At 62.4% G+C, this 21,951-nt stretch carries 14 protein-coding genes; 11 read left to right on the forward strand and 3 right to left on the reverse strand.

All coding sequences use genetic code 11. From position 1 onward, the window contains the following. Positions 1–16 precede the first annotated feature (16 nt). From C1H69_RS04405 to C1H69_RS04440, 8 genes are all read left to right on the forward strand, one after another. On the forward strand, positions 17–2,260 hold the full coding sequence (locus C1H69_RS04405; RefSeq protein ID WP_165789415.1) for a TolC family protein: 2,244 nt from the start codon (positions 17–19) through the stop codon (positions 2,258–2,260). Positions 2,261–2,325: 65 nt separating this feature from the next. Further along, positions 2,326–3,450, forward strand: a complete 1,125-nt coding sequence (locus C1H69_RS04410) for an efflux RND transporter periplasmic adaptor subunit (protein WP_165789416.1) — start codon at positions 2,326–2,328, stop codon at positions 3,448–3,450. Then, on the forward strand, positions 3,447–6,671 hold the full coding sequence (locus C1H69_RS04415) for an efflux RND transporter permease subunit (protein WP_102652196.1): 3,225 nt from the start codon (positions 3,447–3,449) through the stop codon (positions 6,669–6,671). Before C1H69_RS04410 ends, C1H69_RS04415 begins: the two co-directional genes overlap by 4 nt. A gap of 26 nt (positions 6,672–6,697) precedes the next feature. After that, a complete protein-coding gene (locus tag C1H69_RS04420; protein ID WP_102652197.1) occupies positions 6,698–7,177 on the forward strand; it encodes a LabA-like NYN domain-containing protein in 480 nt (159 codons plus the stop codon). 125 nt (positions 7,178–7,302) lie between these two features. Continuing rightward, entirely contained in the window at positions 7,303–7,767 is a 465-nt protein-coding gene (locus C1H69_RS04425; RefSeq protein WP_102652198.1) for a hypothetical protein, read from the forward strand. A gap of 12 nt (positions 7,768–7,779) precedes the next feature. Continuing rightward, entirely contained in the window at positions 7,780–8,211 is a 432-nt protein-coding gene (locus C1H69_RS04430) for a hypothetical protein (protein WP_102652199.1), read from the forward strand. A gap of 144 nt (positions 8,212–8,355) precedes the next feature. Further along, on the forward strand, positions 8,356–9,813 hold the full coding sequence (locus C1H69_RS04435) for a sodium/glutamate symporter (RefSeq protein ID WP_102652200.1): 1,458 nt from the start codon (positions 8,356–8,358) through the stop codon (positions 9,811–9,813). A 138-nt stretch (positions 9,814–9,951) separates the two neighbouring features. Further along, entirely contained in the window at positions 9,952–11,538 is a 1,587-nt protein-coding gene (locus C1H69_RS04440) for an ABC-F family ATPase (RefSeq protein WP_102652201.1), read from the forward strand. A 46-nt stretch (positions 11,539–11,584) separates the two neighbouring features. On the opposite strand, the gene C1H69_RS04445 is transcribed toward C1H69_RS04440, so the two are convergent. Then, positions 11,585–13,999, reverse strand: coding sequence for a phosphoketolase family protein (locus tag C1H69_RS04445; protein ID WP_102652202.1), 2,415 nt, complete (start codon positions 13,997–13,999; stop codon positions 11,585–11,587). Between the two features lie 178 nt (positions 14,000–14,177). Here C1H69_RS04445 and C1H69_RS04450 point away from each other — a divergent pair, with 178 nt between their 5' ends. Further along, positions 14,178–14,837, forward strand: coding sequence for a L,D-transpeptidase family protein (locus C1H69_RS04450; protein WP_422666880.1), 660 nt, complete (start codon positions 14,178–14,180; stop codon positions 14,835–14,837). Between the two features lie 191 nt (positions 14,838–15,028). Then, positions 15,029–15,292 carry an Lpp/OprI family alanine-zipper lipoprotein gene (locus C1H69_RS04455; RefSeq protein ID WP_102652204.1) on the forward strand — a complete coding sequence of 88 codons (264 nt, stop codon included), beginning with the start codon at positions 15,029–15,031 and terminating at the stop codon, positions 15,290–15,292. Positions 15,293–15,422: 130 nt separating this feature from the next. Here the strand turns inward: C1H69_RS04455 and C1H69_RS04460 are convergent, their stop codons facing one another. Continuing rightward, the gene (locus C1H69_RS04460) at positions 15,423–16,484 is read right to left on the reverse strand and encodes a L,D-transpeptidase family protein (protein WP_102652205.1); all 1,062 of its coding nucleotides are present in this window, start codon (positions 16,482–16,484) and stop codon (positions 15,423–15,425) included. Between the two features lie 213 nt (positions 16,485–16,697). Continuing rightward, entirely contained in the window at positions 16,698–20,147 is a 3,450-nt protein-coding gene (gene mfd / locus C1H69_RS04465; RefSeq protein ID WP_205738409.1) for a transcription-repair coupling factor, read from the reverse strand. 238 nt (positions 20,148–20,385) lie between these two features. Between mfd and C1H69_RS04470 the strand changes: the two genes are divergently transcribed. Further along, positions 20,386–21,849 carry a glyceraldehyde-3-phosphate dehydrogenase gene (locus tag C1H69_RS04470; RefSeq protein ID WP_102652207.1) on the forward strand — a complete coding sequence of 488 codons (1,464 nt, stop codon included), beginning with the start codon at positions 20,386–20,388 and terminating at the stop codon, positions 21,847–21,849. Positions 21,850–21,951: the final 102 nt, after the last annotated feature.

The following is a 21,951-nucleotide window of genomic DNA, read 5'->3' on the forward strand; positions in this document are numbered from 1 at the left end:
CTTCGGGCAGACAAACATGAGCATCACCGCATGGAGGCGCCTGTTCATCGCCTTGCTGTTGGCCACGGGGTTCACTCCGCTGATCGCCTTTTCCGCTAGCCTGACGATCGATGCCCGACTCTTGCCCGGTGGCGAAGCCGCAGTTGCCGAATTGCAACAGGAACTCGAGCGAATGCGGGCCGGGCGACCTGTCCCGCAATTGCGTTCCGTCGCAGCGGGTCAAGGCGTCCGGCTAGAGGGCCTCGACGACGCCGATGGGTTGACCCGGCCGCTGGCCGAAAGCCGTGATCCCTTTGCCTTCAGCCTGCTTCATGACGCCGAGCATGTTGCCGTACTGGGTCCTCGGGAACAGGCTGCGCGGGCCAGGACACTGCTTGCCGAGCGGGCAGAACGTCGCGGTGTTCACCTGTCGACGCTTGGTGTATTGCCCGGCGAGTTGCCTTCCCCCTCCGATTTCGAGCATCTCGATGCTGTCCTGCTACTGGCCCTGCCGCTTCATGCCGCCGATTCGCAGCGTGAATTGTTCGCGCGCCTCACAGAGGCCGGTGTGGCCACCCTGGCCCTGACCGATGCCGAGCAGGTGGTGCGTGGCGCCCTGCTCTCGGTGCCCGGGGCGCTGGATGCTCCGGCTTTCCATCGCCGCCTGGCCCTGCGGCTTGATGATCTGGCCGCAGGGCGCACACCCGAGCCGCTTTCCGATCGGCCCGAGCTGGGCCGAACCTGGCTAAATCTGGACACCGCCTCCCGCCTGGGCTGGGCACCCTCCTTTGAGCTGCTCAGCCAGTCCAGATTGATTGCGGAGCCGACCCCACTTGATCCCGATGCAGCGGTGTCGCTGCAGCAGGCCGTGGCGCTGGCGCTCGCCGATAACCTGAGCCTGGCAGTCGCACGTCAGTCGGTGGAGGTGGATGCCTTCGAACGGGACATGGCCGCGTCACGCTGGCGGCCCAACCTGTATCTGGAAGCCACTGGTAGAGTCATCGATGGAAATCGTGCCCGTTCTGCACTGGGTCAGTCGCCGGAACGCCAGGTCACGGGTGGGGCGGTGCTCGAACAGTTGATCTTTTCCGAACCCGCCTTGGCGGCATCGGCCATCGCCGTGAGCCTGGACCGTGCGCGCCGTGCCGAAATGGAAGTGGAGACCCTGGACCTGGCGCTGCGGGTCGCCAGCGATTTTCTGGACCTGCTGCGGCTACGGGACCGTCGGCACGTGCTGGAGAACGATCTTGAGCTGGCCCGCGCACAGCGAGATCAGGCCAGTCGTGGGCTGGATGCAGGAGCGGTGGGACGTGGTGAGCTGTCGCGCTTCGAGGCCGAGCTCGCCCAGGCAAGGGAACGGCTGGAACAGGCCGTTGCCGATCACGAGCAGTTACGGCTTGCGCTCAATCGTCAGCTGGGCCGTGATGCCACCGCGCCTCTCTCGCCCCTGGCTCCGGACACGGAGAGTTCGGAATGGCTGGGAGGCGACCCACGCTTCACGATCGCCATGGAAAGTCGCGATAGCCTGGAGCGATGGCAGGCCTCCCTAGTGGCTTCGGCGTTGTCCGAATCGCGTGAGTTACGGGCATTGGCTGAAATGCGCAGCGCGACAGCTCGCGAGCTGGAATCCCGGCGCCGCGCCTTCTGGTTGCCGGAAGTGGGGCTCGAGGCTCGCTACACCTCGGAAATCACTCGCGATGGCGAGGGGGAGCGCGCTCCCTGGGAAGCGGATAGCCCCCTGGTTCAGGAGGGCGTCGGTTTTCTGGAAGATCAGGGCATTCGTTTTCCCGAGACTGGGCGTGATGAGTGGAGTGTCGGTATTTCGGCGCGGCTGCCGCTATATGCCGGCGGGCGCCGCAGTATCGAGCGTGACACCAGCGCGGCCCGTCTGGAACAGACGACGCTGCAGGATGCCGACACCCGCCAGGGACTGGAAACGCGGCTGCGTGCGGCCAGCGTGGAGCTGCTGGCGGCATGGCGGCGTATCACACTGCGCGGAGAGGCCCGCGATCACGCCGAGGAGGCCCTGTCGCTGGCGGAGGTCGCCTGGCGTGAAGGTAGCCTGGAGCAGGTCGCCCTCCTGGATGCGCGGACCATGGCGCGACAGTCGGCCCTGGCCAAGAGCGAGGCGCGGTGGCAGTACCTCAAGGCACTGGTGCACCTGCAGCGCAGCCTGGGGATGACCCCGGGGCCGCTGGATGAGGCGGATCGCAATCAGCTGTTGGGCCATGTCGAGATGACCGGGCCATCCCGCGGCGCTACCAAGGATCCTTCACCATGAGCAGCCCCAGGAGCCTCGGATGGCCGGCGCCAGGCCAGTGGCGGCGGCGGGCGGGAGTCAGGACGATGCGGTTTCGATGTCTGCCGTTGGTCATGGTCATGTTGTGGCTCGCCGGGTGTGAAACGGAAACGGACGCCAAAGAACCCTTGCGACCTGTCCGTACCCTGCTGCTCGAAGAGGTTGGCCGTGACGCCGAGCGCCGCATTCCCGGCCGGCTGGAGGCAAGTGCCAACCGTCGTCTGAGCTTTCGGGTGGCGGGGCGCCTGGCAGATCTGCATGTCAGCATCGGCGATGCCGTGGAGTCGGGACAGCGGCTGGCGAGCCTCGATGATACCGACCTGGCCCTCCAGCGGGACCGGGCCAGGGCGGGACTGGCGGGTGCCAACGCGGCGGCGGTCAATGCCGAAGCGGAGTGGCAGCGTGCAAGGAGGCTGTACGAGGCCGGGAGTATCCCCGCGCGTGACCTCGATGGTGCACGGGCGCAGGTAGAGGCGGCACGAGCCCAGCGCAACAGCGCCGCCGATGCCTTGGCCCTGGCCGAGCGTCAGGTGGGTTTCGCCCATCTCGAGTCGCCCGGTGAGTGTCGGGTCGCCCAGCGCCTGGTGGAAAGTGGCGAGAACCTGTCAGCGGGGCAGCCAGCGCTGGTGCTGGCCTGTGGCGAGGGCATGGAGGTGCGCGCTTCGCTTTCCGAGGACATGTTGGGGGGGGTGGAGCAGGGCGACCCCATCACCGTGCATCTTCCGCTTCACGATCTGAGGCTCGAAGGCCGAGTGCGTGAGATCGGCTTGCCGGTGGATGCGCGCCAGGCCACCTGGCCACTGCGAGTGTCGCTGGGCGCTTTCGACGAGCCCTGGCAAGCCATGCTGCGCCCGGGTATGGCAGCGGAGCTGGTGCTGCCCCGGGCACAGGCTGTCGAAGGCGGGATCTGGGTGCCCATGGCAGCGGTTCAGCGCGACGGACGCAGTACGTTCGTCTATGTTGCCGAACCCCGGGAAGACGAGGCGGATGCGAATGGCCGCGAGGCAAGAATCCGGCGAATTGATATCGAGTTGGGAGACCGCCGCGGAGAAGAGCTCGAGATTCGTGAAGGGCTCGAACCGGGCATGGCACTGGTGGTCGCGGGCATGAGTCGGCTGCAGGATGGCCAGGCGGTTCGTCTGCTCGAAACCCATGGGGAGGCTTCGCAGTGACGCTGACGGAAGCCGCGTTGCGCTATGACCGGGTTACCATCGCCGGCCTTCTGGTTGTCCTGCTGGGAGCCGTCATCAGTTATATCGGCATCTCCCGTGCCGAGGATCCGGCGGTTACGGTGCGAGTGGCCCAGGTGGTGACGTATTTACCTGGCGCCACCCCTGAGCGAGTCGAACAGCTGGTCACGGACCCGTTGGAAACCGCCATCATGGAAATGCCGGAGCTGGACTATGTGGAAAGCACCTCCCGCTCGGGCGTCTCCATCATTCGCGTCGAGCTGCGCTCTGACGTGCATGACGTGCAGGCCGGTTGGGACAAGCTCCGACGCAAGATCGACGACAACCGCCAGGAGCTGCCTGACGAGGCCAGGGCCCCGATCATCAATGACGAATTCGGCGATGTCTTCGGGATCATGCTTTCCCTGACCGGGGAGGGCTATGATCAGGCCGAACTCAAGGAGGTGGCGGATGACGTGCGAGACCGCCTGCTGATGCTTGGTGACGTGGCCAAGGTGAGTATCCATGGCTATGCCGAGGAGCAGATATTCCTCGACTACAACGAGGCCCGGCTCGCCGAACTGGGTGTCTCGCCCCAGGGTTTGGCGCAACTGCTGGCGGCCCGTAACATCATCCTGCCGGGTGGCGCGATTCGCACCGAGGATGAGCGGCTGGCCGTGGAGCCCAGCGGAAACTTCGAGCATATCGACGACATCCGCAATGCACTGGTGCCACTCCCCGATGGAGCACTGATTCCACTGGGCTCCCTTCTCGAGGTGCGCCACGGCTACGCCGATCCGCCGATGACTCGCTACCACGCCAGTGGTGTTCAGGGGCTGGCATTGGGTATCTCCATGCGGGAGGGGGGGAATATCCTCGACCTGGGCGAGCAGGTCCAGGGAGCCATCCGACATCTGCAGCAGCGACTGCCGGTGGGCCTGGAGTTCGAGGTGCTGGCGGACCAGCCGGCGCGCGTCGACGAGCGTATCAACGAGTTCCTGATCAACCTGCTGCAGGCGGTGGTCCTGGTTTGCGTGGTCATGCTGCTGTTCCTGGGGCTGCGCACCGGGCTGATCGTGGCCAGTCTGGTACCCATGTCGATCATGACTTGCCTGGCTTTCATGGGGTTGTTCGACATCGGATTGCATCAGGTATCACTGGGTGCCTTGATCATTGCGCTGGGCATGCTGGTGGACAACGCCATCGTCATGGTGGAGTCCATTCAGGTCTCGGCTCGAGAGGGCAAGACCGTGCGCGAGGCGGCCCTGGGTTCGGCAAGACAGCTGCGCTTTCCGCTTTTGACGGCCTCGCTGACCACGGCGGCTGCCTTTCTGCCCCAGTTTCTGGCTGTCTCGGACGTGGGTGAATACACCCGCTCCCTGTTCCAGGTCGTTACCATCACCTTGCTGGCGTCCTGGCTGTTGTCGTTGACGATGATTCCGTTGCTCTGCGTGGCATTCATCAAGAACCGCCGCCCGGCACCGAACGGCGATCATGAGGACGACGGTGAGCGCGTGGTGGATGGCCATGCCATCAACAATGGCGAGGGTGAGGGTGGCGGAGCCGGTCGGCCCGGACCGAGTCGTCGTGAGCGGCTGAATGCCGCCATCCATGCCCGCTATCGAGGCATGCTGCTGGCACTGCTGCATCACCGTGGTCTGACGCTGTTGGCAGGAGGGGCTCTCCTGGGGGTTGCCTATATCGGTTTCGGCCAGTTACCCAAGATTTTCTTTCCCCAGGCCGAGCGCACCATCGTGACGGTGGAGCTGCGATTGCCCTATTCCGCCCCCATCGAGAGAACCCGAGAGACCGTCGAGGCCATCGAGACTTTCCTGCGTGACGAACTGGCCGCCGAGCGTGGGGAAGGCGACGAATGGGACGTTGATGGCGTGACTCACTGGGGCAGTTTCATTGGCTTCGGAGGCGAGCGCTATATCATCAACCATGCCCCTGAGCCGCCTAGCCCCGAGTATGCTTTCCTGCTGTTGCAGACCAATCGTTGGCAGGCAGCCAATGGCGTAATCGAGCGCCTCGATGAGTGGCTATCGGCCCATTTCCCCGACCTCAATGCCAGCGTGGAAGCAACCAGCTTCGGACCACCGGTGACCGTGCCCCTGTCGGTGCGCATATCTGGCGACGATGAGGACCGGTTACGCGACATTGCAGCCGACGTTCGAGAGCGGACGGCTTCGCTTGCCGGTACCCGCAGCGTGCGTGACGACTGGGGCGAGTGGATCAAGCGGCTACGCATTGACGTGGACCCCGCCCGGGCCCTGCGGGCGGGTGTGACCGAGCAGGACGTGGCGCTGAGCCTGCAGACCGCCCTGTCGGGGTTTACGGTTGGAACGTTCCGTGATGGCGATACGCTGGTTGCCATCCAGCTGCGCCAGGAAGGGGGCGAGCGGCGCACCCTGGACGAATTGGAGGGCGTCGTTATCATGCCGGCCGGTGGAGGACAGGGTGTGCCCTTGGCCCAGGTTGCCGATGTCGCATTGGACTGGGGGCCGGCACGTATCCTTCGCCGCGACCGGCATCGGACGATTTCGGTAGAATCCGAGCTCGCCGGAGGGGTCACGGCCGCTGCCATGGCCGAAGAACTGCGACCCTGGCTGGAGGAGCGTCGGCAGGAGTGGCCCGAGGGCTATTTCTTTGAATTCGGCGGTGAGGTGGAGTCCTCATCGATCGCCATACGCTCCATAGTGGATAACATGCCCATCGGGGCAATGGTGATCCTGCTGCTGCTGGTGGTGCAGTTCAATTCCCTGCGTCGCCCTCTGATCGTACTGACGACGATTCCATTGTCGCTGATCGGTGCGATCTTCGGCTTGATCATTACCGGTTCGCACTTCGGCATCATGACCTTTCTCGGCGTGGTGTCGTTGGCCGGCATCGTGATCAACAACACCATCGTACTGATAGACCGTATCGACCTTGAGATACAGACTGGCCTGACTCCTCAACAGGCCATACTCGAGGCGGGCCGGCGTCGGCTGAGGCCAGTCGTGATGTCGACGATCACCACTTGTGGCGGCTTGCTGCCACTGTGGCTGGGGGGTGGCCTGCTCTGGGAGCCGATGGCGATCACCATCATCTTCGGGCTGCTGGCGGCATCGGTCATTACGCTGTGTATCGTTCCGGTGCTCTATTCCCTGCTGATGCGGGTGCCCTTCGACAAGGTGCGGGTTGCCAGGGGGGGCAGCGAGGCGGGAAGTGTGTCACGCTGATCCTTTCTGGTCCGAGGAGCAGACCCATGGAGCGTGTCGCCATTTTCGTCGATGTGCAGAACGTCTATTACACGACTCGCCAGGCCTTTGGCCGACACTTCGACTATCACGCGTTCTGGGCGCGCTTTGCCGCGGGCCGTCAGGTCGTGGTGGCCAATGCCTATGCCGTCGAACGAGGGGACCCCAGGCAGCAGCAATTCCAGAACATCCTGCGGAGCATCGGTTTCAGCGTGAAGCTGAAGCCTTTCATTCAGCGGAGCGACGGGTCTGCCAAGGGCGACTGGGACGTTGGCATCGCCCTGGACGCAATCGAGACGGCCCCGCTGGTGGATCGTGTGGTACTGGTCTCGGGCGATGGGGATTTCGACCTGCTGGTGGAGCGGATTCGCCAGCGGCATGATATTCCGGTGGTTGTCGTGGGGGTGGAGCGCCTTACCGCTGACTCCCTGGTTCGTGCCGCCAGTGCTTTCGTGCCAATCACCGAGTCTCTGCTGCGCCAGGCATGAGCCGATCAAGAGTCATATCAACCCTTGTTGATATGCATCAAGCGGTGTGGTCCCGGTTTGGCTAGGATGAAGTCAGAAGCTGTCCGGCGAGGACTGGCGGTGATAACAACCAGAAGGGGGCTCTCATGCGCTTTCATCAAGTGAAGGATCTGGTGGACTGGGCGGCGGATTATCATGCTCGACTCGCTGGCCAATACACGCAGCTTGCCGCCAGCGGGGTCGATGAGCGAGTGGGCATGGCGCTGACCTATCTGGCGGAACGCGAGCGCAAACTGCAGTCCGACCTTGTCGGCTATCTTGAGGATGGTAGTGACCATCGAAGCGTTCTGAACGTCTGGTTCGACGATCCCAACGACTTTCCCCATCCACCGGTACTGGAGCGTCTGCCCGAGGAGGTCGACTGCGAAAGTGTTCGGAACGTCCTGGCAACGGCGCTGACGGCTCATCGGACCCTGCAGGATCTTTATGCTCATCGCGGCGACCTGGCCAGCGGTAGAGACGAGAAGCAATTCTTCGATGCCCTGTCCGCCGGGCACGAAGCGGAAGTGCGGCGTATCGCCCGTGACATGCAACGACTCGAAGATTATTGAGAAGGAATCCCCATGTCAGAACAGTTATTTTCCCCCAAGATGCTGGGCTACTGGACCCGCGAGCAACTGCATGACGCCCCGGACGAGTCCGGCATCTACTGCGTGTTCCGAGCCGCCAAGGACCCGGAAACCAATGAAATGGACGTGCAGGAACTGCTCTATGTGGGTGAGCATCGTAGCGCCCGCTATGGTTTGGAGCACCACGAGGATCACGACAGGTGGCAGGCTTTCCTGCAGCCGGGTGAAGAGGTCTGGTATGCAGTCGGGCTCGCCGGGCACGCCAATCGGGAGCGCCTGGCAGCCGCCATGATCAACGCCCACAAGCCACGCTTCAATAACCACAGCGAGTACCGGGATCGTTTCCCTTTCGACGAGACGACGGTTCACATCTACGGCAAGAAGCACAAGCTCCAGAGCATCTTCACGGTGGAGCGACAAGACTGACATTTCTGATCATTGTCTGGATATCGCCCCGGCAGGGTCTCCTGTCGGGGCGATGTCGTTTTGCAGGGTGTCGGCTAGACTGGTGTCATTGGTTGCGTGCACGGGCAACCCGGTTGGACGGTCAATCCAGGGAGGAAACGGCCAATGACCATGACGGTGGGGGAGCTATTCATCGCGCTGGTCCTGATTGGGCTGGTACTACTGATGAGCAACACCTTGCGAGTCTGGATGCCATGGATGAGGCGGTTGTTTCTGCCAAGCTCGGTGATAGGCGGTCTATTGCTCCTGTTGTTGGGTCCCGAGGTGCTGGGTGCCCTGGTGGGCTCGCCCTTCGTGGAAGGAGGTGGGCTCTTCCCGGCCTACGTTCAGGAGAGTTGGGCGGCACTGCCTGGTCTCTTGATCAATGTCGTATTCGCGGCGCTCTTCATCGGCAAGCCGATCCCGGGCCTGCGCACCATTTGGCTTCGTGCCGGGCCACAAGTGGTCGTGGGGCAGACCATGGCCTGGGGGCAGTATGTCGTCGGGCTGTCGTTGGCCTTGTTGGTGCTGGTTCCCCTTTTCGGGATGAACCCGATGGTCGGTGCGCTGATAGAGATCGGTTTCGAGGGAGGACACGGTACCGCGGCCGGCATGGCCGATACCTTCACGGAGCTGGGCTTCGAGGAGGGGGCCGACCTGGCATTGGGGCTCGCAACGATCGGCATCGTCTCCGGGGTGCTCATCGGCACGCTGATGATCAATATCGCGGCCCGGCGGGGCGTGGTGATCCCCAGCAGGGAGACGGACGACCCCGATGCTCTCATGGCTACCGATCAGCGCCCGTCGGCCGAGGAGTATTCCGAATTCAAGAAGGATCTCGAACTGGAGGCGGGCGCAACCGACCCGCTCAGCCTGCACATCGGCCTGGTGGGTATCGCCATCGTCATCGGCTGGCTGATACTGAATGGCTTGCAATGGGTGGAGCAGATGACCTGGGCCCGTGATGGTGGCCTCGAGATCATGGCACATGTCCCGCTGTTTCCGATTGCCATGATCGGCGGTGTGATCGTACAGCTGTGGGTCACCCGCTACAGCCTCGAGCGGCATGTCTCGAATCGCACCATGTCACGTATCGCCGGCACCTCGCTGGATTTCACTATCGTGGCAGCGCTGGCGACGCTTTCGCTCACCACGCTTGGCGAGTACCTGATTCCCTTTCTCCTGCTGGCGGTGGCTGGTATCGGCTGGTCGCTGTTCGTGCTGATCGTGATTGCCCCGAGAGTGATACCTGAAAACTGGTTCGAGCGTGGTATCGGCGATTTCGGCCAGTCCACGGGTGTCACGGTGACGGGCCTGTTGTTGATGCGCATGGCCGATCCCCAGAATCGCTCCGGAGCGATGGAAAGCTTCGGCTACAAGCAGCTGATGTTCGAGCCGATAGTGGGGGGCGGTTTGTTCACCGCCGCGGCCCTTCCCCTGATTGTCCAGTTCGGTGCCGTGGCGATATTGGTCTTGACGTCGACGCTGACGCTGGCCTGGCTAGCCTTCGGCCTGCTCTATTTTGGCCGCATGATACCGGGGCGGGGGCGTGGCCGCTGGTCGGGAGAGGAGCCCGGTTCGTGAGTCATCCCATCGGCGGTGAACGGACTGGTCCGGGTCGCTCCCGAGGGTGACGAGGGCCCTTTCCTGACATTCGACATGTGAGATGCGGCCATAACCGGTACAATCGCGGACTTTTGCCCTTCGATTGGATCTCCCTACGTGATCTCCACCGCCAATATCACCATGCAGTTCGGGGCCAAGCCCCTGTTCGAAAACGTTTCCATCAAGTTCGGCAATGGTCATCGCTATGGCCTGATCGGTGCCAACGGCTGTGGCAAATCCACCTTCATGAAAATCCTGGGAGGCGACCTGGAACCTTCCTCGGGGCAGGTGATGATCGAATCGGGCACCCGCCTGGGCAAGCTTCGTCAGGACCAGTTCGCCTACGAATCCGAGCGGGTCATCGATACGGTGATCATGGGCAACCACGAGCTGTGGAAGGTGGCGGCAGAGCGCGAGCGTATCTACTCATTGCCCGAGATGAGCGAAGAAGACGGCATGGCGGTAGCCGACCTGGAGACGCGCTTTGCCGAGCTCGACGGCTATACCGCAGAGTCCCGGGCCGGGGAACTGCTTCTGGGTCTGGGCATTCCCATCGACCAGCATGAGGGTCCGATGAGTGAGGTGGCGCCAGGCTGGAAGCTGCGAGTATTGCTGGCCCAGGCGCTGTTTGCCGACCCTGACGTACTGCTGCTCGACGAGCCCACCAACCATCTGGACATCAACACCATTCGCTGGCTGGAAGGGGTACTGGTCGCGCGCAACAGCACCATGATCATCATTTCCCATGACCGCCACTTCCTCAATAGTGTCTGCACCCATATGGCAGACCTGGATTATGGCGAGATCAAGCTGTTCCCTGGCAACTACGACGAGTACATGACCGCCGCCACGGCTGCCCGTGAGCGTCAACATGCCGACAATGCCAAGAAGAAGGCACAGATTGCCGAACTTCAGACTTTCGTCAGCCGTTTCTCGGCGAATGCTTCCAAGGCCAAGCAGGCCACGTCCCGAGCTCGGCAGATCGAGAAGATCAAGCTCGAGGACATCAAGCCTTCCAGCCGAGTGAGCCCGTTCATTCGTTTTGAACAGGCCAGGAAAATCCATCGCAACGCCGTTAACGTCGAGGCGTTGAGCCAGGGTTATGCCGGTGAGGCGCCCCTCTTCGAAGGGCTTTCCATGACCATCGAGGCAGGCGAGCGCATTGCCATCATTGGTCCCAACGGTATCGGCAAGACCACGTTGCTGCGAACCCTGATCGGTGAACTGCACCCGAAGGCTGGCGCCGTGCGCTGGACCGACAGTGCCGAGCTCGGCATCTTCGCCCAGGACCATACCGATGACTTTGCCAATGATGCCACCCTGTTCGAGTGGATGGCCCGGTGGACCGATGGTGGCGAGCAGGTGATTCGTGGCGCCCTGGGCCGGATGCTCTTCTCCAGCGATGACATCAACAAGTCGGTGAAGGTCATTTCCGGAGGTGAGCAGGGACGCATGCTGTTCGGCAAACTGTCGCTGACACGCCCCAACGTACTGCTGATGGATGAACCCACCAACCACCTGGACATGGAGTCCATCGAGGCGCTCAATCTGGCGCTCGAGCACTTCCCCGGAACGTTGATCTTCGTCAGTCACGACCGTGAGTTCGTTTCCTCTCTGGCGACTCGTATCCTGGATATGAGCGAGGCGGGCATCGTCGATTTCACTGGTAGCTACGACGACTATCTGAGAAGCCTGGGGGTGTAAGCGCCTTCGAGTCAGCCCCGGGAAGCGACGGGTGCCTCTCGACCCTTCAGCGCAGGGCTTCGGGGTCACCCTCTCCGGCCAGGGCCCGGCGCTCGCTTGCATCGAGCAGGGTCTCAAGGTCGAGCCCGGCCACTTCGCTGACGGCTTCCAGCACATGGGCCCAGGTGGCGCGGTTGGCATAGAGCATGCCGAAGGTGTCGAGAGTGCCACCGCGGTTTCGGTAACCGAGGAAGCGGGTTTTCATGCCGGTATCCATCGGTCGCAATACTCCGCTCAGGGCTTCCGGACGGCAATGGCCGAGGAAGACACGGGCTTCGACCGGTGGCACCAGTGTGCTTAGCCGATACTGGCTCAACACCACTGAGGCTTCCTGTTCGTCCCGGGCTTCGCGCAGCTTTCCGGGTTCCTGAATCACGTAGAGGCTTGCGGCCACCCCGACACGCATCAGGCGCTCCAGGGCGCGCTGCAGTTCGATCAGCTGATAGGCACCTACGGCGAACAACTGGACCCGGGGGGCGTTCTCGGTGTGCAGGGCGACGATGCCGTCCTCGCTCAACAGGGACGCCTGTTGTGGCGTGACGACCACCGGTACCGGGTTCTTCGGTACCACCATGACGGCGACACGCCCCCTGCTGCAATGGATGTCCAGCAGGGCTCGGCTGGCGCTGGTCGCGTCCACCGGGAACAGTGTCGGGGCGACGTCGTCCATTTCTCCCATCCACGCCTCGCACAGTGTGGGGTCCTGGTGCGACTGTTCGTTCTTGCCGTTCTCCCAGGTATGGGAGCTGGCCAATATCGGCACGGACAGCCAGCCCGGCTCCCGGCCCTCTTCGCGCTGGTGTCTGGCGAAGATGATCTCCTGACGCATGGCACCGAGCATCTTGATGGCGAAGGCTTCGTAGGAAGCCACCAGGTTGAGCCCTTGCTTGTTGGCGAGAGCCGCACTGACCACGGCTTCCTCGTTGAGTGCGGTAATGACCGCGCCGTCTAGCGCTTCGGCCACACCGGGCTCCGGGTCGGTGACCCGGTGGCAGAGAAGGTCCAGGGTCTGGTTCAGCCGATTGCTGCGCATTTCGTCCGGATTGCCGACGCGCACACGCAGGGCGGGGTTCGCATTCACCAGGCGACAGAATGTGTCATCGATCGCCGCCATCGGGGAAACCGCCACACCCAAGGGATGGATTTCCGTGGCAGGGAGGCTGGGCAGCGGGGTGATGGCGGCTGCGAGTTCGTGGTCTCGCTCTCTGGGCCTGTCGTTCAGGACATGGTTGTTGAGCGTGGCAATTGCCTCTCGCAGCTCGTCCAGGGGGACATGAAGGATGGCGGCGCCTTCATTGAAGCGCTGCCGGGCGGCTGTGTCACTGGCGGGATTATCCACGAGGGGCAGGTTGTGGGCTGCGTTGGTGCCGGCACCGGGAAAGCCATAGCCCTTCACCGTTTCGGCAATGACGTAGGGGAGCCGCAACGGATAGCGGCCGTGGCCGGACTTCCTTGCCGCCACCTGCTCGGCCAGTTCCTGTTCTGCGGTGATGATGGCCCAGGCAAAGGCGGCGGGATCACGACCATCGATGGTCAGCGGGGCGAAACCGTTGAGTATCAAGTGCTCTTCGAACCAGTGGGTGCCGCCAGACTGGCTCATGGTGGTGCGCTGGTCGATACGCCGACCATTGGCAATCATGACCGGTACCACCGGCCCGCTATCCTCGGCACGCCACCAGCGCGGTATCCAGTCGCTGCCTCGTTGCTCCTCGAAGGCACCATCGCTTAGAAAGGCGACAAGATTCTGGTGCGCAAGAGGCATGTGCACATACTGAAGGCCGGCAAAGCCGAGATACCCGCCTTCGCCCAACCCGCCTGCCGTATGGGCGTTCACATGGCTACCCAGCGGCGAAGAGGGCTGTCCGTTTGCCTCGACACCACAGTGGTAGAAGTCGTTGACCAGCCGGGTCAAGCCTTCATCGTCGAGTGAATATCGGGCAGCATGGGCCGGGTTCATGTTATCCACCAGCAGGTTGAGCGAGTCGATCGCCGCGACGCAGTGACCCTGGCCCATCATCCAGCTTCGGGTCAGCTGGGTCAGGCTATTGGCGACCAGGTAGCCCACATAGGCTGGTACCATATTGAGTGCACCGCCGGTATGACCTTCCGGGCTGGGCTTGAAATCGTCGGCGCAGAGGGGAGAGCCGTCCAGGCGGATGCGTCGTGCATAGGTCATGTGTGCCACCAGCCACATGCCCATGTTGGCCAGCCGGTCGGCGGCCCGTAGCAGAGCGAGCCATCGGCGCCGCTCCTCTACGGTGGCGGCGTGGCGATCCAGCAACTGACTGATGCAGGACTGGGTCGCGGGACTGTGCGAAATCACCCCGCGACCCCTTGCCCAGGCGGTAAAGTCGAGGTCGCGCTCGACAGTAACGTGTTGCTCGCAACGGGGCGGAAAGGTTTTTCTGGAAATCGGTGGCATGTAGGGCGCTCCTTGATCGTCACCAGATCCGCAAGCTGAATAGCTACTTTTCTGAAGACTAGAATGCCGTGGCGACAAAGACCATGACGCCCGTCATGTGAGATGATCGTCGAAATACCGTTTCTTATCGAATGTATTTCGACTGACAGGGGCGGGATAGATAGGCTATAACAGCGCCATGTTTTTTGCGTTTTTCCGTTTTTCTATACCGTGTGAGGAGCCGATGACCTCTCTTTCCCGTCGCCGTTTCGGCCTCCTGGCCCTGGGTGCGCCACTGACCCTTCTGATGGGAGGGCCCGCCCAGGCCAACCTGATCGAAACTCTTCTTGCTCGAGCGCACATACCGCGCCATGACGGTGAGCTCTGGGTGCTGGTCGATGACAAGGAAGCAACCCTCACTGTTTATCGAGGCAATGCCATCGTCGAGCGTTTCGCTCCTGTTTCCCTTGGACGTGCCGGTGCCAGGCCTGAAAGGATACGGGGCGGAAATGTGACGCCCATGGGTGAATTTCGCGTCAATCGCTTCAACATGCAGAGCGATTGGCATATCTTCATCGGTCTGGATTACCCTACGCCGTCCCATGCGCGCATGGCATTGGAATCAGGGCTTTACACAGAGCAAGATTACGAAGATTATTTCGTCTACTATCGGCGCCATGGCCACCCGCCTCAGCAGACTGTGCTGGGTGGTGCTATCGGTATTCATGGTCTCGGTCGTGCGGACCCCGATGTTCATGCCAATTATCATTGGACTCAGGGGTGCGTGGCGGTGACCAATGCGCAGATCGAAAGGCTCAATGAGCTCATCGACATTGGCACTCGCGTCGTGATCCGCTAGGCTCAAAATGCGTAAGGGACGTTTCGAGCTATGGACAAGCGTCGTATGGTATTATAAAACAGCGTTTGGCTCCTGTGCTTGGCAGCAGTCGCTGCAAGAATCCTGCATTGAGCAGGTTAGCCTGATCTCAGGCTCCATTAACGCCGCTGTACTAACATGTGCAGTACCAAGGAAGACTCAAGGAGAACACCATGACTCTGAAGACCACCCTGAAGCTGACCGCCGCTGCTGCTTCTATGGCTATCCTGGCCGGTTGTGCTAGCAACGCTGCTCTGGATGAAGTCCGCCAGACTGCTGAATCCGCCCAGGCTGACGCTGCCGAAGCTCGCAGCATCGCGACCCAGGCTCAAAACACGGCCAACCAGGCACAGCGTGACGCCCAGGCGGCCCTGCAGATGTCTGAGCAGAACCGCGAAGAAATGAACCGCATGTTCCAGCGCTCCATGCAGAAGTAATTCTGCCGGAGTGCCGGCATCATCGTTGGATGATGGCGGTTCTGCAAGAAGAGAAAACCCCGCCTCGGCGGGGTTTTCTCGTTGTGTTCCCCTTCATTGGAGGGGGGACGAGGCTCCACGATGTGGCTCCTTACCGCTGGCTGACCGCCAGCTCGGAGGCCAGGCTCGGGCGCTGGGTGACCTTCAGCTCCTGGAACAGGCCTTCTGCCTCTTCCTGTTGCGGCATGGACGGAGTCGGCTCCTCTTCGGCGGCCCGCAATAATGACACCAGCAGGCCGTCAGGGCGCTCCACGATGCGACGCAACCTGGAGTAATCGACGGAGGGCTTCTCTTCGCCAAAGGCCCTGGTGAGCACCTCAATGGCGTTGAGAATGGGCTCGAAGGTACCCTGATTCTCCTCGATTTGCGGGAATGACTGGGCATAGAGAATGTCGTCTTCCGACCAGGCCACCTTGAAGGGCTGGTCGATGATGTTCACCTTGGTGCCGCTCGGAACCCGATCGTAAAGGGATTCGATATCTTCCGGAAACATGCGGATGCAGCCACGGCTGGCTCGCATGCCGACGCCGTCGGGCATGTTGGTGCCGTGAATCAAGTAGCTTGGCAGACCGAGCAGGATGGCGTGCCGTCCCAGGGGGTTATCCGGGCCGGGTGGTACGACCGCGGGGGGTGGCTCGCCCCGGGCGGCGGCTTCTTCCCGCATGGAGCGGGGCGGTGACCAGTGGGGATCCTTTACCTTCACCGTTGTTCGGGTGACGCCAACCGGGGTGGAGAAGCCGTCACGGCCCACGCTGATCGGGTAGGTTTCCACCACGTCGTCGCTGGGATAGTAGTAGAGGCGAAGTTCGGAGAGATTGATCACGATACCCTCTCGTGGTGCATCGGGCAGGATGTGCTGAGCGGGTATCACGACTTCCGTACCTTCGAAAGGGGCCCAGATGCTGACATCGGGGTTGGCCATGCGAATCTCGTTGTAACCCACCTTGTGTTGACGAGCGATGTCGACCAGGGTTTGCCCTTCCTCGACGGTCACCAGGTAGGTTTCGCCTATGACATTGCCTTTTTCGGGCTGGGGATAGTGCCCGAGAGGCCACTCTCTTTCTTCGGCCAGAGCCGATGTCGCCAGCAGGGCGGCAAAGCCAAGAAAGGCGATACAGCGAACTGCGTGCCTGACTAGTAACGGATTTTTCATCAATTCATGATCTCGTCATGTAGTCGCCTGTCGGGCGAACGTTCCGTGCGTTCGCTGCCGTACAATACGACGGTTCGGGCGCCACTGGCGGGAATCGCCAGTGGCGCTGGGTTGGTGTCAGGGCTGCGATTGAGACACTTGGTTCACATTATAGCGCTACCGACCCTTTCGGGGAGACCCGGCCGCAAACATTCCCCCGTCGATCCGGGCACTTCAGGCCGCCTCCATCTTCTCGTTGAGGGCTTCCAGCAGTTGCTCCACGACCTTGAAGCGCTGCTCCTCCTGGCCCATGTCGGCTTCGAAGCGCAGGGTGTCGGCCCCGTCGAGCCTGTAGCATTCCGGCGAGTGCTGGATCAGCTTGACCAGGGTCAGCGGGTCGACACGGGCTTGACCACCAAAGATCAGACGTCCTTTCTCCCCACCGGCCTCCAGGCGCACGATGCCGAGGCGCTCGGCACGCTGACGAAGCGTCGTCTGTCGCAGCAGGGCTTTCACGGGGGTGGGCAGCAGGCCGAAGCGATCGATCATTTCCACCTGGAGTTCCCTGAGTTCCGCTTCCGTGTCGGCACTGGCGATGCGCTTGTACATCACCAATCGCTGCTGGACATCGGGCAGATAGTCATCGGGGATCAATGCCGGCAGGTTGAGGCTGATTTCCACACCCTGGTCCAGAGGCATGTCGATATTGGGTGTCTTGCCGGCCCGGATGGCCTGAACGGCCCGATCGAGCATTTCCATGTAAAGGTTGTAACCGATGGCCTCCATCTGGCCACTCTGCTCCTCGCCGAGCAGCTCCCCCGCGCCCCGGATCTCCATGTCGTGACTGGCCAGGGTAAAACCGGCCCCGAGCTCCTCGGCGGCGCTGATGGCTTCCAGGCGCTTGGTGGCGTCGCGCGTCAGGACTCGCGGCGGTGGGGCCAGCAGGTAAGCGTAGGCCTGATGGTGGCTGCGCCCCACGCGACCGCGCAGTTGGTGAAGCTGGGCGAGGCCGAACTTGTCGGCACGCTCGATGATGATGGTGTTGGCGCTCGGTACGTCGATGCCGGTTTCGATGATGGTGGAGCAGACCAGCACGTTGAAGCGCTTGTGGTAGAAGTCGGACATGACCCGTTCCAGAGCACGCTCCGGCAATTGACCATGGGCGACGGCGACTCGGGCTTCGGGTACCAGCTCGCGTATCGTCTCGGCGGCGACCTCTATGGTCTTCACTTCATTGTGCAGGAAGTAGACCTGACCACCGCGGAGCACCTCCCGCAGTATTGCCTCCTTGATCACGGATTCGTCACGCTGTTGCACGAAGGTCTTCACGGAAAGCCGCCGGGCCGGTGGTGTGGCAATGATCGAGAGGTCGCGAATACCGCTCATGGCCATGTTCAGGGTGCGGGGAATCGGCGTGGCGGTCATCGTCAGGATGTCGACTTCGGCCCGCAGGTTCTTGAGCCGCTCCTTCTGGGCCACGCCGAAGCGATGTTCCTCGTCGATGATCAGCAGCCCCATGTTGGGGAGCTTCATGGATTTCGACAGCAGCTTGTGGGTGCCGATGACGATGTCGGCCTGGCCATTCTCGATTCGCTTGAGCGATTCGGCCTGGCCCTTGCCGGAAGTGAAGCGGGAGATCAGCTCGATCTGGACCGCCGTATCGGCGAAGCGATCACGAAAGTTCTCGTAATGCTGTCTGGCCAGCAAGGTGGTGGGCACCAGTACCACGACCTGGCGGCTGGACTGCACGGCGAGGAAGGCGGCACGCATGGCGACTTCCGTCTTGCCGAAGCCCACGTCACCACAGACCACGCGATCCATGGGGCGGGGGGCCGTCATGTCGCCAATGACCGCGGCGATGGCGGCGCGCTGGTCGGGGGTCTCCTCGAAGGGGAAGCTGGCGGCGAAACGCACATACTCCTCGTCCGGCTCGGCGCAGGCGAAGCCTTCCCGCGCCTCGCGGCGGGCATAGACATCCAGCAGTTCGGCGGCGGTGTCGCGAATCTTCTCGGCGGCACGTCGCCGTGCCTTGTCCCACTGCTCGGAGCCCAGCCGATGCAGCGGGGCGAGTTCGTCGTCAGCCCCGGCATAACGGGAGATCAGATGCAGACTCCCCACCGGTACATAGAGCTTGGCACCGTCGGCATATTCCAGCGAGACGAACTCGGCTGCCTGGCCTCCTGCCTCGAGTGTTTCCAGGCCGCGATAGCGCCCTACGCCATGAGTTTGGTGGACCACCGGCGCGCCGGGGCGCAGTTCAGACAGATGACGAACCGCCAGTTCATTGGCGTCGGTGGCTTTTTCTCGCCGACGGCTCTGACGAACGACATCGCCAAGCAGCTCGGTTTCGCTGATCACGGCAAGGTTGGGACGTTCCAGCCACAGGCCGGCATCGATCTCGCCTTCGGTGATGGCCAGGCGCGAGCCGGACGTCAGGAATTCGGCAAAGTCCGCCATATGCGGCAAGGTGAGTTGCAGGGGTGCCAGGGTTTCTTCCAGCGCTTCGCGGCGTCCGCGAGATTCGGCAACGAACAGCACCCGGAGCTCGGGATTGCCGGTGAGGAAATCATCGAGGGCCGCCAGTGGGTGTTTGCCGCGGGCGTTGATGGGCACCTGCGGAGGGGTGGTCGCTGCCGGCTGCCTGGCATGTCGGTGCTCGCGGTCATCGGTGAGCTCGACCCGTGGGTGGCGTTTGATGGCGCCGAATACCTCCGACACTGGAACGAAGGCGCGGTGGGGGGGCAGCAGCGGGCGGGTGGGGTCGACGCCCAGGTTCTCGTAGCGGCTCTCTATCGCCGACCAGTGGTGCTCCGCGGACGCGAAGACACCGGGCAGAAGTATCACCCGCGTGCCATCGGCCAGGTGTTCGAACAGTGTCGCCGTTTCCTCGAAGAACAGCGGCAGGTACTGCTCCAGGCCGGGAGAGGGGATTCCCTTCAGCGCATCCACATAGAGCGGGCATTGGCGGGGGTCCACATCGAACAGCGTCTCGAAACCCTCGCGGAAACAGGCGATGGCCGAGCGCGCCAGCGAATATTCGTGGGCAGGCAGCAGCTCTATCCTGTCTACCTTGTCCCGGCTGCGCTGGGTGTCCTGATCGAAGTAGCGTAGCGTATCGATCTCGTCGTCGAACAGGTCGATACGCAGCGGGGCTTCGCTGCCCATGGGAAAAAGATCGATCAAGGCGCCGCGCAGGGCATACTCGCCGGGTTCATAGACGGTCTCGACTGCCCGGTACCCTGCCCGGGAGAGGCTTTCGCGAAAGCCTTCACGGTCGAGGTGCGCGCCGGTCTCGAGTGTCATGACCCGGCCTGCGATGTATTCCACCGGGGGCAGGCGCTGCATCAGGGTGTTGATCGGAACCAGTACGATCCCGCGCTCGCCGTCCTGGAGTCGGCGCAGGGTTCGCAGTCTGGCCGATACGATGTCCTGGTGCGGCGAAAAGCTGTCGTAGGGCAGGGTCTCCCAGTCGGGGAAGGGCAGCACCGGGGAGGTGGAAAAGAACAGCAGCTCATTTTCCAGGCGTTGGGCACTGGCGGTATCGGCGGTGATCACCAGCAGCGGGGCATCCATGGCCAGGTACGCCAGCGCCAGCGCAGTGGCGCTGCCGGGCGGTCTGTGCCAGTAAAGCGTGTCACGAACGCCGTCGGGGCGTGGTGGGTCTAGAAGCGAGAAATTGGACATGGTGTCGTCAGGCGCTATCGTCAGGCCGAAAAAGAAGGCGATGTACTGGGTGTCGAGTCTGAACGTCGTCTCGGAGTCGGGATCACAAAGGAGGAATCATACCAGCCCAGGGAATCGCTTGTAGTCAAGCCTCCATTTCTGTAATCCCCCTACAGCGCCTGCGACCATCCTGCGATTGCCCCGCCGGGACGCTGACGGGATAATGCGGGGGAATTCCAGATCATCAAAGAGGCTTCACGTGAGTCAACAACCCCTCGATACCGTTTTTCAGGATTGGCACGACAACCAGGCGCTGGCCGAACAGATGATCCCGCTGATCGGCAGCCTGTACCGTCACAACAACGTGGTCACCACCCTCTATGGGCGTTCGCTGTTCAACCGCTCGGTGATCCGCATCCTGAAGGACCACCGCTTCGTCAGGAAGGTCGAGGGGACCGAACTTTCCGTGCAGGATACCTTCCCCCTGGTCCAGGCCATGGCGGAACTCGATCTGGGGCCGGCCCATGTCGATGTCGGCAAGCTCGGGGTGGCGTTCAAGAAGCATGGCGGTGGCGATGCCAAGGCGTTCCTGCGTGAGGAACTGGCCGAGATCGTCGATGCCCACGACCCGAGTGGCAACAATGGGCAGTCGAAGGATGTCGTGCTCTATGGTTTCGGCCGCATCGGCCGCATCCTGGCCCGTGTGCTGGTCGAGAAGGCCGGGGGCGGCAACTTGCTGCGGCTGCGTGCCATCGTCGTGCGCGGACGCGGCGATATCGCCAAGGACCTCGAGAAGCGGGCAAGCCTGCTGCGTCGTGACTCCGTGCACGGCCCCTTCGACGGCACCATCAGCGTTGATGCCGAGGCTCGTACCATTACCGCCAACGGCAACGTCATCCAGGTGATCTATGCCGACTCTCCGGCCGAGGTCGACTACACCGCTTACGGCATCGACAACGCGGTTGTGGTCGACAACACCGGCATGTGGCGTGATGAAGAGGGCCTGGGACAGCACCTGCGGTGCAAGGGCGCGGCCAAGGCGTTGCTCACCGCGCCGGGCAAGGGCGACATCAAGAACATCGTGTTCGGCATCAATCATGGCGAGATCGGCGAAGACGACCGGATCCTCTCCGCGGCGTCCTGTACCACCAACGCCATCGTGCCGGTGCTGAAGGTGCTCAACGACGAATACGGTATCAGCCACGGTCATGTCGAGACGGTGCACGCCTACACCAATGACCAGAACCTGATCGACAACTACCACAAGGGTGATCGCCGTGGCCGCAGCGCGCCTCTGAATATGGTGCTTACCGAAACCGGAGCCGCCAAGGCCGTGGCCAAGGCGCTGCCGGAACTGGGTGGCAAGCTCACCGGCAATGCCATTCGCGTACCGACGCCCAATGTCTCCATGGCGATCCTCAACCTGACCCTGGACAAGGACACCGATGCCGAGGCGTTGAACGACTACCTGCGTCGCATGTCCATCGATTCCTCCTATCAGAAGCAGATCGATTTCGTCGACTCGCCCGAGGTGGTCTCATCGGACTTTGTCGGCAATCGGCACGCGGGGATCGTCGATGCCAAGGCGACCATTGCCAACGGCAAACACGCGGTCCTGTATGTGTGGTACGACAACGAGTTCGGCTATAGCTGCCAGGTGGTTCGCATCCTGCAGCACATCTCCAACGTGCACTTCCTCAAGCTGCCCCGCGGGCAGGCGTAAGGGGGCGGCAAGCAGGGCCATGGCGTTCCCGAACAGTATGATCGGGAACGCCATGACCTGGATCATTTACTGCTGCACCTTCGCTGGTGCCTACCTGGCACC

The organism is Billgrantia endophytica (genome assembly GCF_002879615.1).
GTDB classification, from domain to species: domain Bacteria; phylum Pseudomonadota; class Gammaproteobacteria; order Pseudomonadales; family Halomonadaceae; genus Halomonas; species Halomonas endophytica.